The following is a 16,068-nucleotide window of genomic DNA, read 5'->3' as shown; positions in this document are numbered from 1 at the left end:
CGGCTGGCGGTCAGTGTATGAGCGCGATTCTGCACGACGTGCTCACGGCGATTCTCGTGCTCGCCAGCGCAACCATGTGCCTCGCCGCCGGAATCGGGCTCATCCGCTTTCCCGACGTACTATCGCGCCTGCACGCGGCGACCAAGCCGCAGATCTTCGGTCTCATGGCCGTGACAACGGATGTTGCGATCAACAATTTCTCGGTCGGCACCGTGACCCTCGTTGTCGCGATCGTCGTGTTCCAGGCGCTGACAGCGCCGATGGCCGCGCACCTGGTGGGCCGGGCCGCCTACGAGACCGAGCACCTGCGGCCCGACCTGCTTATCGTCGACGAACTGAAAGGCCGCTGACCGGGGGGCATCGCTCGCGGCACTGACCCGGGATGACGGCACCCCGACCTCGGGGTGCCGTCATCTGCAACGAGTGCCGCGAGTGCTACGAGCGCGCCGGAGTCACCGGAGCCAGGGTGGCCAGACGCAGGGACTCGTGAGTGGGGGCATCCGGTACGTCGGCCGGGCGGTTCTTCGCGAATTCCCTGCGCAGAACAGGAACGACCTCTTCGCCGAGCAGGTCGAGCTGCTCGAGTACGGTCTTCAGCGGCAAGCCGGCGTGGTCCATCAGCCAGAGCTGGCGCTGGTAGTCACCGACGTAGTCGCGAAATCCGAGGGTGCGGTCGATGACTTCCTGGGGGCTGCCCACGGTGAGCGGGGTCTGCGCGGTGAAGTCCTCCATGCTCGGGCCATTGCCGTAAACCGGGGCTTTGTCGAAGTAGGGGCGGAACCTTTGTTTGGCGTCCTGGGAGTTCTTGCTCATGAACACTTGGCCGCCGAGTCCGACGATGGCCTGTGCGGCTGTGCCGTGGCCGTAGTGCTCGAAGCGTTGGCGGTAGTACTGCACCATTTTCGCGGTGTGCGAGGCGGGCCAGAAGATGTGGTTCGAGAAGAAGCCGTCGCCGTAGTACGCGGCCTGCTCGGCGATTTCGGGGCTGCGGATGCTGCCGTGCCAGATAAAGGGCGGCACACCGTCGAGCGGCCGCGGGGTGGACTGGAACCCGTGCAGTGGGGTGCGGAACTGGCCCTCCCAGTCGACGAAATCCTCGCGCCACAGCCGGCGGAGCAGGGCGTAGTTCTCAAGGGCCAGCGGGATGCCCTCGCGGATGTCTTTCCCGAACCACGGGTAGACCGGGCCGGTGTTTCCACGGCCGAGCGTCAGGTCCACCCGGCCGTCGGCGACGTGCTGGAGCATGGCGAAGTCCTCGGCGATCTTGACCGGGTCGCTCGTGGTGATCAGTGTCGTTGCGGTCGACAGGATGATGCGCTGGGTCTGCGCTGCAATGTAGCCGAGCAGGGTCGTCGGCGACGACGGCACGAACGGCGGATTGTGGTGCTCGCCGGTCGCGAAGACGTCGAGGCCCACCTCCTCGACCTTCTGCGCAATAGTGAGCATGGCCTTGATCCGGGCGTTCTCGGTGGGGGTGTCGCCCGTGGTGGGATCGGTGGTCCTGTCCCCGACCGTGAAGATTCCGAACTGCATGCCATCCTCCAAATTTCAATGCGTCTGCATGTATGTCTAGGATAACGGTGGATCGCCACGGGCTATTCCCTCGGTGGGCCGCTCGGTGCCGACGCGCAAACGGATACCGAGATCGCGGCCGGCAGCATCCGCTGATACGATGGTGGTGTCGCAACTGGCGTAGCACGAAGATGGGTCACCATCGGGGAGCGACTGACACGGTTAGTGGCCGCACGCCTGGGCCGCAACATCCACATAGAAGGAGAACTCCGTGCCTGATTCCGCCATCGCTTTGAAGTCAACTTTCAACGAACCACTCTCGGTCGTCGACCCCGAGATCGCGGCCGTGCTCGAGCTGGAACTCGGTCGCCAGCGCGACTACCTCGAGATGATCGCGAGCGAGAACTTCGTTCCGCGCGCCGTGCTGCAGTCGCAGGGCTCGGTGCTCACCAACAAGTACGCCGAGGGCTACCCCGGTCGCCGCTACTACGGCGGCTGCGAGTACGTCGATGTCGCTGAGCAGCTAGCGATCGACCGGGCCAAGAGCCTCTTCGGTGCCGCCTACGCGAACGTGCAGCCGCACTCCGGCGCCACCGCCAACGCCGCGGTGCTGTCCGCCATTGCCACGCCCGGCGACACCATTCTCGGCCTCGAGCTGGCCCACGGCGGCCACCTCACCCACGGCATGAAGCTCAACTTCTCGGGCAAGCTGTACAACCCGGTCGCCTACGGTGTCGACCCGGAAACCTTCCGCGTCGATATGAACGTCGTGCGCGACAAAGCACTCGAGAGCAAGCCGAAGGTCATCATCGCCGGCTGGTCCGCCTACCCGCGCCACCTCGACTTCGAAGCCTTCCGCGCCATCGCCGACGAGGTCGGCGCTCTGCTCTGGGTCGACATGGCTCACTTCGCCGGACTCGTCGCCGCCGGGCTGCACCCCTCGCCCGTGCCTTACGCCGACGTCGTGTCGAGCACCGTGCACAAGACCCTCGCCGGCCCGCGCTCGGGCTTGATCATCTCGCGCGACATGGCACTGGCCAAGAAGCTCAACTCCAACGTGTTCCCCGGCCAACAGGGCGGCCCGCTCATGCACGTGATCGCCGCCAAGGCTACCGCGTTCAAGCTCGCCGCCGAGCCCGAGTTCAAGGAACGCCAGGAGCGCACCCTGCGCGGTGCCAGCATCCTCGCTGACCGCCTCACCGCCGACGATTCGCGCGAGCACGGCATCGACGTGCTCACCGGCGGCACCGACGTGCACCTCGTGCTCGCCGACCTGCGCCACTCCGAGATCAATGGCCAACAGGCCGAAGATGCCCTGCACGAGGTCGGCATCACGGTGAACCGCAACTCCGTTCCCTTCGACCCGCGCCCGCCGATGGTCACCTCGGGCCTGCGCATCGGCACGCCAGCCCTGGCCACCCGCGGCTTCGGCGACGTGGAATTCACCGAGGTCGCCGACGTCATCGCCGAGGCCCTCAAGCCCGGCGCCGACATCGCCGCGCTCCGCGCCCGCGTCGGCGCGCTGACGCGGGCGTTCCCGCTGTACTCCGGCCTGCAGCAGTAACTTTCCCGAGAGCGGATGCCGCTGGGCGGGCCAGCGGCATCCGCGCGCGCACGGACCCAGTCATCACCACTGGACGGGGCCCGGGCCCCGACCCTGGGCCCAGGTTATAACCTGGGCCCGTGCACGGGGCCCGGTCCCCGTCCGAGCGAAGTGCATCGATCGACAACAGTAGGGAACCATGATGACGGCAATCACACTCGACGGGGTCAAGACCGCGTCCGACATCAAGGCCGAGCTGCGGGGCCGCATCGCTGCCCTGCGCTCCCACGGCGTGGTACCCGGCCTGGCCACCCTGCTCGTTGGCAACGACCCGGGCTCCGAGACCTACGTTGCGGGCAAGCACCGCGACTGCGCCGAGGTCGGCATCGAATCGCTGCGCATCGACCTCCCCGGTTCGGCGACCTCGGCGGATGTCCGCGCGGCCATCAAGGATCTCAACGACAGCCGCGAGGTGACCGGGTACATCATCCAGCTGCCGCTGCCGGTCGGCCACAACGAGAACGCGATGCTCGAACTGATTGATCCGTCCAAAGACGCCGACGGCCTGCACCCGACCAACCTCGGTCGCCTCGTACTCGGGATCGAGGGTGAACTGCGTTCACCGCTGCCGTGCACCCCGGCCGGAATCGTCGAGCTGCTGCGCCGCTACGATGTGCCGATCGTCGGCAAAAAGGTCGTCGTGGTGGGCCGCGGCCTCACCGTCGGTCGCCCGCTCGGCTTGCTGTTCACCCGCAAAGGCCTCGACGCGACCGTTACCCTGACCCATTCGCGCACGGTCGACCTCGCCGGTGAGGTGCGCCGCGCCGACATCGTCGTGGCCGCCGTTGGCGTGCCGCACCTGATTCAGGCCGACTGGATCAAGCCGGGCGCCGCGGTGCTCGACGTGGGTATCACTCGCGTACACAACGAAGAGACCGGCAAGGGCCGGCTGACCGGCGACGTGCACCCCGACGTGGCCTCGGTCGCCGGGCACCTCTCGCCGAACCCGCGCGGCGTCGGTCCGATGACCCGCGCCATGCTGCTCTCCAACGTGGTCAAGGCCGCCGAGCAGTCCCTGCTGGCGTAGCGGCTCGATCGGGAGTTCGGGCGGCCGTAGCTCACGCCGGTAAATCAGCGACACGCCGTCACCTCAGCGCATCTGGCTTGGCGCGTCACAGATCGACCGGCCTAGCAGCGGTGCATCCGCTCGTGCCGAAAGACTACTGCTGGGCGAGGGCTGCGCGGTGCAGTTCGGTGTGCTCGAGATAGTTCTTTGCGTTATGACGGATGCTGGCGATCTCGTCGTCGGTCAGGGGGCGTCGAACCTTGGCGGGGACACCGGCTACGAGCGATCCGGGTGGCACGACGGTGCCACCGAGCACGACGGCTCCGGCAGCCACGAGGGATCCGGTGCCGATGACGGCGCCGTTCAGAATGGTCGCGGCCATTCCGACAAGCACGTCGTCTTCAATCGTGCACCCGTGCAGCACGGCGCCGTGCCCGACCGAGACTCCGGTGCCGAGAGTGAGTGGAAAGTCGGTATCGACGTGGCAGGAGACGTTGTCCTGCAGGTTCGAGCGGGCTCCGATCGTGATCGGCTCGAGCTCGGCGCGCAGTACAGAGTTGTACCAGACGCTGGCCCGGTCGGCGAGGATGACATTGCCGACAATGACGGCCCCGGGGGCGACGAACGCCGTTTCGGCGATGCTCGGAGCCGGCGTGTGCGGCAGAACGATGATTCGGGCAGCGTTATCGGCAGTCATACGCGTCAGCCTAGCTGAGCCGCTTCCCGGGGCCATGCGTTGCGGGACCCTGGGCTGCCGCTAGAGCGTGCTGTACGGCGAGAACATAATCGGGTCGGGGGCGTGACGGCTCAAGGGCGCGCGCCACTGTCGCGAGCTGCCCCATCGGCAGCGTGCACCACGAACACGTCGGGGGTGGCAAAGCCTCGTTCGGTGAAGGCCACCATCACGGCGGCTGTCACCGCCGGCACGAGCTCGGTCGGGGTCAGGGCGATAGACGCGCCACCGAAGCCGCCACCGGTCATGCGCGCGCCGATGGCACCCGCGCGGCGGGCGGTGTCCACGGCCACGTCTAGTTCGGGTGCTGAAATCTCGAAGTCGTCACGCATCGACCGGTGTGACGCATCCAATAGCGGACCGATCGCGGTGCATCCGCTCGATCGCAAGGCCTCTACGGTGTCGAGCACGCGCTGGTTCTCGGTCACGATGTGACGCACTCGGCGAAAAGTCTCGTCGTCAAGCATCGCCTGCGCTCGGGGAAGATCGTGCAGGCTGAGATCGCGTAGGGCCGGAACGCCCAGAGCGCGGGCGCCGGCCTCACACGACTTTCGGCGGGCGGCATACCCGCCCGTCGCGTGTGAGTGGCTCACGCGGGTATCGATGATGAGTAGCTCGAGGCCTGCCGGGTTGAGTCCGAGCGGAATGACCTCGGCCGCGAGGCTTCGGCAGTCCAGGAATACCGCAGCGTCGGCCTGGCCGAGCAGCGATGCGGATTGGTCCATGATGCCGGTCGGGGCGCCGACGACCCGGTTCTCGGCGAGTTGGCCAACACGGGCCAGCGTTGCACGGCCGAGGCTCAGATCCCACACATCGTTGAGGGCTACCGCAACGGCGCTTTCGAGCGCTGCTGACGACGACAGCCCGGCGCCGACCGGCACGTCGGAGTCGATATAGACCTCGAATCCCGGCACGGCAGTGAGGTCAGCCCCGAACTGCCCGAGTGCCCAGGCCACGCCCAGCGGGTACGCCGACCAGCCGTCGAGCTTCTCGGGAACCAGCTCGTCGAGGGAAACCTCGACGGTCTCGGCCGCGAAGGAACTCGCCACGCGAACGACTCGGTCGGTCCTGGTCGACAGCGCAACGACCGTGCGCCGGTCGATGGCGAGCGGCAGTACGAACCCGTCGTTGTAGTCGGTGTGCTCACCGATCAGGTTGACCCGGCCGGGCGCCGACCACAGGCCTGTCGCCGATCGATGAAAGCGACTCTGAAAGCCCGCCTGGGCCGCGCGATCCAACGCATCGACGATGCCGGCGCGGTCAGCATTTTGGCCCGTCACGGGTGTCTCCTCGAAGCCACTGTGGCAAAGTCCGCCTCGGCGGCGCGCGCGACGGCCGCGCGAATCAGGGCGGCAGCATCCTCTGGAGTGACATCGCCGATCCAGGCGCCCATGGCGGCCTCCGACCCGGCGAGAAACTTGAGCTTGTCCGCGGCGCGTCGCGGGCTGGTCAGTTGCAGCATCAAACGGATGTCCGCCCGATGCACCCGCACCGGCGCCTGGTGCCACGCGGCGATATAGGGAGTCGGCGTCGAGTAGATCGCGTCGATGCCGCGCAGCAGCCGACGATACAACACGGCCAGCTCATCGCGTTCGGCGAGGGTGGTTTCGGCAAAGTCGGGTGTCTGGCGGTGCGGCAGCATGTGCACTTCGATCGGCCAGCGCGCTGCGAAGGGAACGAAGGCGGTCCAGTGTTCGCCGCGAAGAATCACCCGGTCGCTGGCTTGTTCGCTCGCCAGAATGTCGGCAAAGAGGGTTGGTCCATAGCGTTCGAGCGAGTCGACCAAGCGCTGGGTTCTTGGTGTGACGTAGGGGTACGAATAGATTTGACCGTGCGGATGCCGCAGGGTCACCCCGATCTGCTCACCTCTATTCTCAAACGGGAATACTTGCTCAACGCCTGGCAACTGCGACAGCACGTGGGTGCGTTCTGCCCAGGCCTCAATGACGGTTCGGGCTCGAATCACCGACAGGCTGGCAAAGGATCCCTCGTTCTCAGGGCTGAAACACACCACCTCGCAGCGGCCAACGGACCGGCGGGAACGGCCGATGCCGATGCGGTCAAGATCGGCCAGATCGACCGGGGTGGCGGCATCCGCCACAAGAGGACCAAATGCGGGGGACTTATTCTCGAAGACGGCCACGTCGTAGTTGCTCGGAATCTCCGAGGCATTGCCGGGGGATTGTGGTGCGAGCGGGTCGAGGTTGGCCGGCGGCAAGAACACCCGGTCTTGGCGATTGGCGGCAATGGAGACCCATTCCCCGGTCAGTGGGTCTTGGCGCATGGTCGCGGTAATCGAACGTTCGGCGGGTTCACGCAGGTCGGGCGCCCGATCCGGCGACAGCGCGGTGTCAGGGTCGTCAAAATACACCAGGTCGCGACCGTCGGCGAGGGTGCTGGACTGCCGCCCGATCGTCTCATCAGCGACAAAGTGCGGGCGGTGGATGTGTGGATTCATCATGGCCCTGCCACAGTAGCAAATTTTGCACAAGCGAAACCGTATGACTGCGTATTGATAAGCAAAAGAAACTAAGTGATACTAATTTGATGACCGCGACCGAACCAACGCGCAGCCCGATACTCAATCCGCTTCCCGCTCACGTTCGCCGCGAGCAAGCACAGCGTCTGGTGGACGAACGCGGGTTTGTGCGCGTGAGCGAATTGCGGAGCGCCTTCAACATTTCCGGAGTTACTGCGAGGGCGGATCTTGACGCCCTAGAGCTTCAGGGTTCTGTTCGGCGCGTGCATGGGGGAGCGGTACCGGCGCATTCCCTCGGCGAGGGTGAAAGTTTTCGCGCCGAACACGAGCACTCGTTCGAGGAAGCTCTGGAAGCCTCGATCGTTCCCAAACAACAAATTGCCCAGATCGCAGCCGGGCTCGTGCGCAGTGGGCAGAGCGTGATTCTAGATGTGGGAACCACGACCCACGCTGTGGCCCGCGCGCTGGTTGCGCGGGACGACCTGCACGACGTTGTCATCATCACCAATGGGCTCAGTATCGCCCTCGAACTGGAACAGGCCATTCCACGGTTCACGGTGATCGTCACCGGAGGGTCACTGCGCCCGCTGCAGCACTCGTTGGTCGAGCCGCTCGCCGGGCTGATGCTCAGCCAGGTTCACGCCGACCTGGTCTTCATCGGTTGTAATGGCGTCGACATCGCCGGCGGTGTCACCAACATCAACCTGCCCGAGGCCGGAATCAAAGCGCTCATGCTCACCGCGGCGGAGCGGGTGGTCGTCGTGGCCGACCGCTCCAAGCTGGGTCAGGTGCATCTCGGCCGGGTGGGCCCGCTGAGCGACTTCCACACGCTCATCACCGATGCCGCCGCAGATCCGGCGATACTGGATTCGCTGCGCGAGGTCGGGCTGAGAGTCTTGCTCCCCGTCGAGCTACCTGTCGAGCTAACCAAAACTGCGCCGCAGACGCCGGACCGGCCCTAGGCTGAACGGATGCGCGCACCGACTGGAATTCAATACGATCTGACTGTGCAGACAGCGAGGGGAACAGCCCACGCCGTCGTGACCGAGGTGGCAGCTGGCCTCCGGGTATATTCCGTGAACGGAATAGACCTGGTTGAGACCTTTCCCGAAGCAGCGCAACCTCCCATGGCTGCCGGCATCGTCCTCGTGCCGTGGCCCAATCGCATTCGCGATGGTAAATGGACCCAGAACGACGTCACCCGCCAACTCGCGCTCACCGAACCGGCCCGCCACAACGCCATTCACGGGCTGCTCCGCTTCACCTCCTATCGCGAGGTGTCGAGGCAGGGCGATTCGGTCACGCTCGCCGCGACGGTCTTTCCGCAGTCCGGCTACCCGTTTCACCTTAACACCGAGGTGAGCTATGCGCTCACTCCCAACGGTCTGAACGTGACACACCGACTGACCAACGTCGGTACCGACGCGGCGCCGGTGGCGGTGGGGGCGCATCCGTATCTGAAAATCGGTGACGTACCGACCGGCGATCTCATGGTACGAGTAGATGCCGCAACCCATATCGACGTAGACGACCGCCTCAACCCGACCGGCGAAACCCCCGTCGACGGCACCCGGTTCGACCTGCGCGGGGGCGTTGTGGTCGGCGAGCTCGACCTCGATGATGGCTTCGGCGGGGTCGGCCTGGCTGGTTCAAGCTCGGGCACGCCCGGCGAACACTCCCTCACGGCGACGGATGGCCGCAGCGTCACCCTCTGGGGCGATGAGAATATGCGCTACGTGCAGGTCTTCACGCCGCGCGTTTTTCCGGTTCGCACCGGAGCCACCGAGCCATTACGCGGCCAGGCGATCGCCATCGAACCGATGACGGCACCCGCCGATGCCTTCAACACCGGCGCTGGTCTGCACTGGCTGCAACCGGGGGAGGAGTGGATCGTGCGCTGGGGCATCCGTCATGCCGGGTTCGACTCGCCGAGCCAACCGTAGGATGACCACAACCCTGACGCACCGCATGCTGCCACGCCTCGGACGCTACCGGGTCGATCTTGTGCTGCTACTCGTGGCCTTGGTCTGGGGCGGAAGCTACCTGAGCGCGAAGGTGCTCACCGAGCAGGCGAGCGTATCGGCCGTGCTCGCGCTGCGCTTTCTGGTCGCGGCGCTCGCCCTGCTGATCGTCTGGGTGATGCGGCGCGAACGGTTGCCGTCGCGGCGTGCGTTCGGGGTCGGCGTGTTGCTCGGGGTGACCCAAGCGAGCATCCTCTGGCTTGAGACCCAGGGCGTGGCATTCACGTCGGCCACGAACGCGGGCCTCATCATCAGTCTCACCATCATTGTCACTCCGGTGCTGGAGTCGGTCGCGGCCCGTCGATGGCTGCCGCGCCCATTCTTCGTGGCCGCCGTGCTCGCCGTTGTCGGGGTTGCCCTGCTCGTCTCAGGCAACGGGTTTGCGCAGCCGAATGTGGGCGACCTGCTTATTCTTGCGGCGGCGCTCGTGCGCTCCCTGCACGTGACGATGATGGGCCACCTGATTCGTGGCCGCAGTGACAGCACCATAACGCTCACGCTGTTGCAGGCGGTCGTCGGGGCGGTCGTCTTCACCGCATTCGATGTTCCCGGTCTCGTCGCGGCCGCCCTGACCTTCAACCTGGCCGCGTGGATCGGCGTGCTCTACCTGGGCTTGGCCTGCAGCGTGTTCGCGTTTCTAGCGCAGATGTGGGCGATCCGCCGTACCTCGGCGGCACGGGCCAGCCTCCTCATGGGCACCGAACCGATCTGGGCGGTGCTCGTGGGGGTGTCGCTTGGCAGCGAAGCCCTCGGCCTCATCGGGGCACTCGGTGCCGTGCTCATCATCGTGGGAACGTTCTGGGGCCAGCGCATCGAAGCGAGCCACCGTCTGAACGTGGGGTGAGTACCCGTTGGGGTGATCCGGTCAGCGCGCTCCTTCGCCGAGCCGTGAGCTTCACGGCGCTGAATCGTTTGTAGGCGCGCAAGGCCTACGGGGCGGTTCATGAAACCCACACCTCGGTGCACGAACGCATGGTTCGAGGCCCGCGTGCCCTACGGCTCGCGCACACTCGCTTCCGGGCGCAGGTCGAGGCGGCGCAGCAGCTGCGCGTTCAGGGCGACGACCACGGTCGACACCGACATGAGCAGGGCGCCGATCTCCATCGGCAGCACGAAGCCGATCGGCGCGAGCACACCCGCGGCGAGGGGAACCGACAATAGGTTGTACCCGGCCGCCCACCAGAGGTTCTGCTTCATCTTGCGGTAGCTCGCCTGCGATAGCTCGATCACCGAGAGCACCGACCGCGGATCGTCGCTGGCCAGAATAACTCCCGCCGACGCGATCGCCACATCGGTCCCGGCGCCGATCGCGATGCCGACGTCGGCCTGCGCGAGCGCCGGGGCGTCGTTCACTCCGTCGCCGACCATCGCCACGCGGCGGCCCTCGCGCTGCAGATCGGCCACTTTGCGCGCCTTGTCTTCCGGATGCACGCCCGCGAACACCCGGTCGATGCCGAGCTCGGCTGCAACCGACTGGGCCACAGCTTGAGCGTCGCCGGTGATCATGACGACTTCGATACCCCGTCGGTGCAGGGCATCCACTGCCTGCCGCGACTCCTCACGGATCTCGTCGGCGAGGCCGATCGCGCCGACGACCATGCCGTCGCGCAACACGTGCAGAATGATCGCGCCCTGGCTCTGCCACGCCACGGTCTCGGCCAGCGGCGTCGCCCCGTGCTCGTCGAGCATGCTCGGCCCGCCGACGCTCACGCTGTGCCCGTCGACCAGGCCGGTCACGCCGATCGCCGCCGCAGTCTGAAACTCGCTTGCCCGCGGCACGGTCAGACCACGCCCGCGGGCAGACGTCACGATGGCGCGAGCCAGCGGATGTTCACTGTCACCTTCCACAGATGCCGCCCACGCGAGCACATCGTCGCTCGAAAACAGGTCAGCGCCCGGCGAGGCGTCCGGCGAGGCGCCCGGCGAAGCCGCGCCAGCCTCAGGGACGCGCGCCGCGGCATCCGCCTGGCTGCTTGCGACGGCTACATGACTGACCGTGGGCTCGCCCTTGGTGAGCGTGCCGGTCTTGTCGAACAATACCGAGGTGACCTGGCGCATGCTCTCCAGGGCGAGGCGATCCTTGATGAGCACGCCGCCCTTCGCTGCACGCTCGGTCGCGATCGACACCACGAGCGGAATCGCCAGCCCGAGCGCGTGCGGGCAGGCGATCACGAGCACGGTGATCGTGCGCACGACGGCATCCTGTGGCTGGCCGAGCAGCGTCCAGACGATCGCGGTCACGACGCCGGAGCCGAGAGCGAACCAGAACAGCCAGCCGGCGGCCCGGTCGGCGATGCGCTGCGCCCGTGACGATGAGTTCTGTGCCTCGGTGACGAGCCGCTGGATTCCAGCCAGCGCGGTGTCATCGCCAACGGCGCTCACGCGCACCCGGAGGGCGGAATCGGTCGCGACCGTCCCGGCCACGACCTGATCGCCGGGCGACCGCTGCACCGGCCGCGATTCGCCGGTGATCATGGATTCGTCGACATCGGCCGTGCCCTCGGTGACTTGCCCGTCGGCCGGCACGCGCCCGCCCGGCCGCACCACGACGAGGTCGCCCAGCACCAGGTCGCTCGGTGAGACCATGACACTGTGCTCGCTAACGAGGCCATCACCCTCGACTCGCTCGGCCTCATCGGGCAGCAGCGCAGCGAGCGATTCCAGTGCGGTGGATGTCTGCGCCAGCGAGCGCATTTCGATCCAGTGGCCGAGCAGCATGATCACGATCAGCAGCGCGAGTTCCCACCAGAAATCGAGCTCAGCATCGATGAGGCCGAGGCTGGCGCCCCAGGAGGCGAGAAACGCGACCGTGATCGCCAAGGCGATCAGCAGCATCATTCCGGGCTTGCGGGCCTTCAGCTCAGACACCGCTCCGCTCAGGAACGGTCGTCCACCCCAGACATACATGACGGTTCCGAGAACGGGGGAGATCCAGGTCACGCCGGCGATGTCCGGAAGGGCGTACCCGACGAGCGTCCCGAACATGTGGCTGAACGTCACCACGGGCACCGCGATGACGAGCATGGTCCAGAACAGGCGCCGGAACTGCCCGACGTGATCGCTGTGCCCGCTATGGTTCATAGCGCTGTGGTCCATGGTGTCGTGGTTCATGGCGCTGTGGTTCATGGCCGCGTGATCCGGCTCCAGGTGCGCCGTGCTGACGTGCGTGTCGTGGTTCGAGTTGGGCTGTGTCATAACGTTCCTCGATTTTCGAATCTGCAGATACTCTCGAAGTATACCCCCTTAGGGTATACCGTCCTCAGTTTCGCTACCGATGAGCACCATGCCCACTGCAGTGCTCGTCGCCGTGGGCATGGTGCCAATGCACAGCGTGGCCCCACGTATCGCATTCGCACGCGTCCGGGCGGAACACGCATGAATGAGCACCACTCTGCCGCGCAATCGGGCAGGCTTACGTCATGGCGCAGAGCATATATACGGCACCCCCCGCCGAATCCCCGAACGACACCGCCCGTCGCACCGCGCTCACCCGTATGAAGCGACTCGCGGCAGGCCTGCTCGCCCTCATGGCCATCATCTTCACCGTCTCGTTCGCCCTGCAAGAGCGCTACCCCTGGCTCGAATACGTGCGCGCCGCCGCCGAGGGCGGCATGGTCGGCGCCATCGCCGACTGGTTCGCCGTGACCGCCCTGTTTCGCTACCCGATGGGCCTGCGTATTCCGCATACCAACATCATCGCCAACCGCAAGGACGAGATCGGCGCGAGCCTCGGCGAGTTCGTCGAGACCAATTTTCTCTCCGAGGCCGTCATCCGCGGCAAACTCGAATCGGTAGGACCAGCCCGCCGCATCGGCGCCTGGCTCAGCGACGACAAGAACGCTGCAAGGCTCACCGACGAGCTCGCTATCGCCGGACAGGGCGTACTCAACCTGCTCGGCGACAACGCCATCAAGAACCTCATCGAATCCGTCGCGCGCGAACACCTGATCCAACCAGAGTGGGGCCCGAGCCTCGGCCGGGTGGGGGAACGGCTGGTCACGAGCGGGCAGCAGCACGCGGCCGTCGACCTGCTGCTCGACCGCGCCGACGGCTGGCTGCGCGACCACCCCGAAGCGTTCGGTCGCGTCGTGTCGCAGCGATTGCCCACCTGGCTGCCCGGATTCGTCGACAAGCTCGTCGACGACAAGGCCTACCGTGAAGTATTAGCTTTTGTGGCGTCCGCCCGCCAAGACCGGCAGCATCCGGTGCGGAAGGCACTGGATGGCTACCTGGACGAGGTCATGCATGACCTGCAATATGAGCCGGCCATGATCAACCGCGTCGAAAACCTCAAGGCCGAGGTTCTCGACAATGCCAAGCTGCGCGAATTTGCCGGCGACACCTGGCAAGCCATCAAGGCCTCCCTCACGCAGGCGCTCGACGACCCGACGAGCGCGCTGCTGGTGGGCATCCGCTCGACTCTGCGGGATATCGGTAACCGCCTCACAGCGGACGCCGCGCTCGGCTCCCGCATCGACCGCTGGCTCGCCGATACCGCCAGTCATGTCATCTCCGCTTATCGCCACGAGATCGCCGGGGTGATCACCGAAACCGTGGAGCGCTGGCCGGCCCGAGAAACGGCCGAGAAGATCGAACTGCAGGTGGGCCGCGATCTGCAGTTCATTCGCATCAATGGGACCGTGGTCGGCGCTCTCGCCGGCCTGGCCATTTTCACGTTCGCGCACGCGGTGGCCGCGCTGTTTTGAGCTGGTAGCCCGAGAAGTAGCTGAAAATTACCCTCGGGGTATTTGGGCTTCCCCCCATTCGGGGCAGAATAATCTTTTCTGCTATTCCCGAAAGGCGCCAAATGCACGACCTGACCAGGTGGGCCGTCCGGCCGCTGATGCGCGTGTGGGCGGCAGTCGCCGAGCGTCAAGATCGCCATTTGCCCCGGCCCAGCGATGTCCCGCAGGCGCATGCTCCCGGAATCGACAGCGATCGGGTGCTCATTCTGGGCTGCGGACCGGCCGTCGGTTGGGGTGTGCTCAGCCACCAACTCGCGCTGCCCGGATCGCTTGCCCGGGAGCTGTCGGCGCTCACCGGCCGCGGAGTAGACATCGACCTCGTAGCCAGTCGCACCATGACAGCGGCGAACGCGCTCCCCGCGCTGAACGTGCAAAGGCTCAGCCGCTTCGACGCCGTCGTGCTGACAATTGGCGTCAATGAGGCTTTGACACTGACGAGTCGTCGCGAATGGCGCACCCGACTCGGAAAACTACTCACGGTGCTCCAACGAGAGGCCTCGCAGAGTACCCACTTCTACATTCTTGGGATCGCACCGATTCGGAGCATCGAGATCTTCAACCTCCCGCTCGGATTCATCGCCGATCATTCCGCAGCAGACCTCAACCGGGTCAGCGCGCAGCTGGCTGCTGAGGCACCGCGCACCACCTTTCTGCCCTTTTCACCCGGCGCCACTCTCACGCCCGACCGCCATCGAAGCCCAGTCGACTACCGGGACTGGGCCCTGCTGCTGGCCGGTGCCATGGCCGACACCCTCGACGCGGCACGCCTCGGCATCAATGAGGAACACGTCGGTCAACGACCAGCGGATGCTGCCAGTGCGGAACGCACCCGGCAGGCGGCCGTCGATAGCCTCGGTATTGTCGACACCCCGCCGGAGGCCCGGTTCGATGAACTCGTCGCTCTGGCACAGCGACTGTTCGAAACCGAGTCGGCGGTCATCAGCGTCATCGACCACGATCGGCAGTGGCACAAGGCGAGGGTCGGAGTGGCCGCACCAGAGATTCCGCGCGCTGACTCGCTCTGTGCCTACACGATTGCCGGAGACGGACCCTTCGTGGTGGAAGACGCCCAAAAGGACCAGCGGTTCAGTCAGAACCCGCTCGTGCTCGGTGATTCGCTCATTCGCTTCTATGCCGGATTTCCGATCGAATCGTCGTCGGGGGAGCGCATCGGATCGCTGTGCGTCTTCGATCCGGCCCCGCGTTCGCTCGCCGAGGTTGACCTGGTGCTGTTGCGCGAACTTGCGCTGCTGGTGCAGCGCGAGTTGCGGATACCGCCGAGCGGGGGTCCCGCATACCCTCCGGCGTAATCGGTGGTGGTGCTCGAGGCGGTGCCAGCCAGGTAGATCACTCGCAGCGCTCTACCAGTCATTTTTGTCAGCTGCGGGTAAGCTCGCGGCGTGAGCGAATCCTTCAGTCAACGCCTCCGGGCCCTCCCGGATTTTCCGAACGATCTCCCGAAATTCGATCCAGCCACTGCACCGGCCGATTCCGTTGACCTGTTCCTCGAGTGGCTCGAAGCGGCGCTCGCGGATGGGGTATCGCAGCCGCACGCTTTCAGTCTCGCGACGACCACCACAACCGGTCAGGTATCCTCGCGCATGATGATTCTGAAGAACATCGACGAGGGAGCCTGGCACTTTGCCAGCACGGTAGGTTCCCGCAAAGGCCGGGAACTTACCGCAAACCCGCAAGCCGCCATGAATTTCTACTGGGCGAAATTTGGTCGCCAGGTGCGTGTCAGTGGCGCGGTCACCCTGCTTTCGGCCGAGGCATCCGCTCGCGACTGGGATGAGCGTCCCGGCGCCGACGGCCGTGACAACCCCGATTGGCAGCTTTTTGCCCTGCATCCCGCGGAAGTGGAGTTTTGGCAGGCGAGCAGTGATCGCCACCACATTCGCCACCGGTACGTGCTGTAGATCCGGGCTCACGACATCCGTTCGCCCGACCAGGCGTGATCGTGGTGGTT

At 65.9% G+C, this 16,068-nt stretch carries 14 protein-coding genes and 1 riboswitch; of the genes, 9 read left to right on the top strand and 5 right to left on the bottom strand.

Translation table 11 applies throughout. The features are described 5' to 3' along the window. Positions 1 to 17 precede the first annotated feature (17 nt). A complete protein-coding gene (gene mnhG, locus E3T27_RS11425) occupies positions 18 to 350 on the top strand; it encodes a monovalent cation/H(+) antiporter subunit G (RefSeq protein WP_134572859.1) in 333 nt (110 codons plus the stop codon). A gap of 85 nt (positions 351 to 435) precedes the next feature. Here mnhG and E3T27_RS11420 read toward each other — a convergent pair whose 3' ends face one another. Further along, positions 436 to 1,533, bottom strand: a complete 1,098-nt coding sequence (locus E3T27_RS11420) for an LLM class flavin-dependent oxidoreductase (protein WP_134572858.1) — start codon at positions 1,531 to 1,533, stop codon at positions 436 to 438. 140 nt (positions 1,534 to 1,673) lie between these two features. Further along, a riboswitch (ZMP/ZTP riboswitch) is annotated at positions 1,674 to 1,762 on the top strand. 21 nt (positions 1,763 to 1,783) lie between these two features. On the opposite strand from E3T27_RS11420, the gene glyA reads away from it, so the two are divergent. Together glyA and E3T27_RS11410 are read left to right on the top strand one after the other, a co-directional pair. Then, complete coding sequence (gene glyA / locus E3T27_RS11415; protein WP_420898059.1) at positions 1,784 to 3,076, top strand: serine hydroxymethyltransferase; 1,293 nt, start codon at positions 1,784 to 1,786, stop codon at positions 3,074 to 3,076. Positions 3,077 to 3,257: 181 nt separating this feature from the next. Continuing rightward, positions 3,258 to 4,142 carry a bifunctional methylenetetrahydrofolate dehydrogenase/methenyltetrahydrofolate cyclohydrolase gene (locus E3T27_RS11410; RefSeq protein ID WP_104127945.1) on the top strand — a complete coding sequence of 295 codons (885 nt, stop codon included), beginning with the start codon at positions 3,258 to 3,260 and terminating at the stop codon, positions 4,140 to 4,142. Between the two features lie 133 nt (positions 4,143 to 4,275). Here the strand turns inward: E3T27_RS11410 and E3T27_RS11405 are convergent, their stop codons facing one another. The 3 genes from E3T27_RS11405 to galT all read right to left on the bottom strand — a co-directional run bounded on the left by E3T27_RS11405 (position 4,276) and on the right by galT (position 7,315). After that, positions 4,276 to 4,818, bottom strand: coding sequence for a gamma carbonic anhydrase family protein (locus E3T27_RS11405; protein ID WP_104198380.1), 543 nt, complete (start codon positions 4,816 to 4,818; stop codon positions 4,276 to 4,278). A gap of 110 nt (positions 4,819 to 4,928) precedes the next feature. Continuing rightward, a complete protein-coding gene (gene galK, locus E3T27_RS11400) occupies positions 4,929 to 6,104 on the bottom strand; it encodes a galactokinase (protein ID WP_198416532.1) in 1,176 nt (391 codons plus the stop codon). Positions 6,105 to 6,130: 26 nt separating this feature from the next. Next, positions 6,131 to 7,315, bottom strand: a complete 1,185-nt coding sequence (gene galT, locus E3T27_RS11395; protein ID WP_241992224.1) for a galactose-1-phosphate uridylyltransferase — start codon at positions 7,313 to 7,315, stop codon at positions 6,131 to 6,133. An 86-nt stretch (positions 7,316 to 7,401) separates the two neighbouring features. Here galT and E3T27_RS11390 point away from each other — a divergent pair, with 86 nt between their 5' ends. The 3 genes from E3T27_RS11390 to E3T27_RS11380 are packed head-to-tail and all read left to right on the top strand — an operon-like array spanning position 7,402 to position 10,198. After that, positions 7,402 to 8,295, top strand: coding sequence for a DeoR/GlpR family DNA-binding transcription regulator (locus E3T27_RS11390; protein ID WP_174722210.1), 894 nt, complete (start codon positions 7,402 to 7,404; stop codon positions 8,293 to 8,295). A 9-nt stretch (positions 8,296 to 8,304) separates the two neighbouring features. Then, complete coding sequence (locus E3T27_RS11385) at positions 8,305 to 9,276, top strand: aldose 1-epimerase family protein (RefSeq protein ID WP_134572856.1); 972 nt, start codon at positions 8,305 to 8,307, stop codon at positions 9,274 to 9,276. A gap of 1 nt (position 9,277) precedes the next feature. Beyond that, positions 9,278 to 10,198: a DMT family transporter gene (locus tag E3T27_RS11380; protein ID WP_104198378.1), complete on the top strand. Its 921-nt coding sequence runs from the start codon at positions 9,278 to 9,280 to the stop codon at positions 10,196 to 10,198. A gap of 149 nt (positions 10,199 to 10,347) precedes the next feature. On the opposite strand, the gene E3T27_RS11375 is transcribed toward E3T27_RS11380, so the two are convergent. Further along, entirely contained in the window at positions 10,348 to 12,549 is a 2,202-nt protein-coding gene (locus E3T27_RS11375; RefSeq protein WP_134572854.1) for a heavy metal translocating P-type ATPase, read from the bottom strand. Positions 12,550 to 12,773: 224 nt separating this feature from the next. Between E3T27_RS11375 and E3T27_RS11370 the strand changes: the two genes are divergently transcribed. From E3T27_RS11370 to E3T27_RS11360, 3 genes are all read left to right on the top strand, one after another. Beyond that, positions 12,774 to 14,060, top strand: a complete 1,287-nt coding sequence (locus E3T27_RS11370) for a DUF445 domain-containing protein (protein WP_134572852.1) — start codon at positions 12,774 to 12,776, stop codon at positions 14,058 to 14,060. Between the two features lie 101 nt (positions 14,061 to 14,161). Further along, positions 14,162 to 15,409: a GAF domain-containing protein gene (locus E3T27_RS11365; RefSeq protein WP_134572850.1), complete on the top strand. Its 1,248-nt coding sequence runs from the start codon at positions 14,162 to 14,164 to the stop codon at positions 15,407 to 15,409. Positions 15,410 to 15,499: 90 nt separating this feature from the next. Next, positions 15,500 to 16,018, top strand: a complete 519-nt coding sequence (locus E3T27_RS11360; RefSeq protein ID WP_134572848.1) for a pyridoxine/pyridoxamine 5'-phosphate oxidase — start codon at positions 15,500 to 15,502, stop codon at positions 16,016 to 16,018. The last annotated feature ends 50 nt before the right edge of the window (positions 16,019 to 16,068 follow it).

The sequence above is a fragment of the Cryobacterium lyxosi genome, from assembly GCF_004403345.1.
GTDB classification, from domain to species: Bacteria; Actinomycetota; Actinomycetes; order Actinomycetales; family Microbacteriaceae; genus Cryobacterium; species Cryobacterium lyxosi.
This window is presented reverse-complemented; position numbering and strand designations above follow the sequence as displayed.

Excerpts from the sequence above, each read along its gene's own strand:
- mnhG (WP_134572859.1), top strand. The coding sequence starts at position 18 with ATGAGCGCGATTCTGCACGACGTGCTCACGGCGATTCTCGTGCTCGCC.
- E3T27_RS11420 (WP_134572858.1), bottom strand. The coding sequence starts at position 1,533 with ATGCAGTTCGGAATCTTCACGGTCGGGGACAGGACCACCGATCCCACC.
- E3T27_RS11410 (WP_104127945.1), top strand. The coding sequence starts at position 3,258 with ATGACGGCAATCACACTCGACGGGGTCAAGACCGCGTCCGACATCAAG.
- E3T27_RS11405 (WP_104198380.1), bottom strand. The coding sequence starts at position 4,818 with ATGACTGCCGATAACGCTGCCCGAATCATCGTTCTGCCGCACACGCCG.
- galT (WP_241992224.1), bottom strand. The coding sequence starts at position 7,315 with ATGATGAATCCACACATCCACCGCCCGCACTTTGTCGCTGATGAGACG.
- E3T27_RS11390 (WP_174722210.1), top strand. The coding sequence starts at position 7,402 with ATGACCGCGACCGAACCAACGCGCAGCCCGATACTCAATCCGCTTCCC.
- E3T27_RS11385 (WP_134572856.1), top strand. The coding sequence starts at position 8,305 with ATGCGCGCACCGACTGGAATTCAATACGATCTGACTGTGCAGACAGCG.
- E3T27_RS11380 (WP_104198378.1), top strand. The coding sequence starts at position 9,278 with ATGACCACAACCCTGACGCACCGCATGCTGCCACGCCTCGGACGCTAC.
- E3T27_RS11375 (WP_134572854.1), bottom strand. The coding sequence starts at position 12,549 with ATGACACAGCCCAACTCGAACCACGACACGCACGTCAGCACGGCGCAC.
- E3T27_RS11370 (WP_134572852.1), top strand. The coding sequence starts at position 12,774 with ATGGCGCAGAGCATATATACGGCACCCCCCGCCGAATCCCCGAACGAC.
- E3T27_RS11365 (WP_134572850.1), top strand. The coding sequence starts at position 14,162 with ATGCACGACCTGACCAGGTGGGCCGTCCGGCCGCTGATGCGCGTGTGG.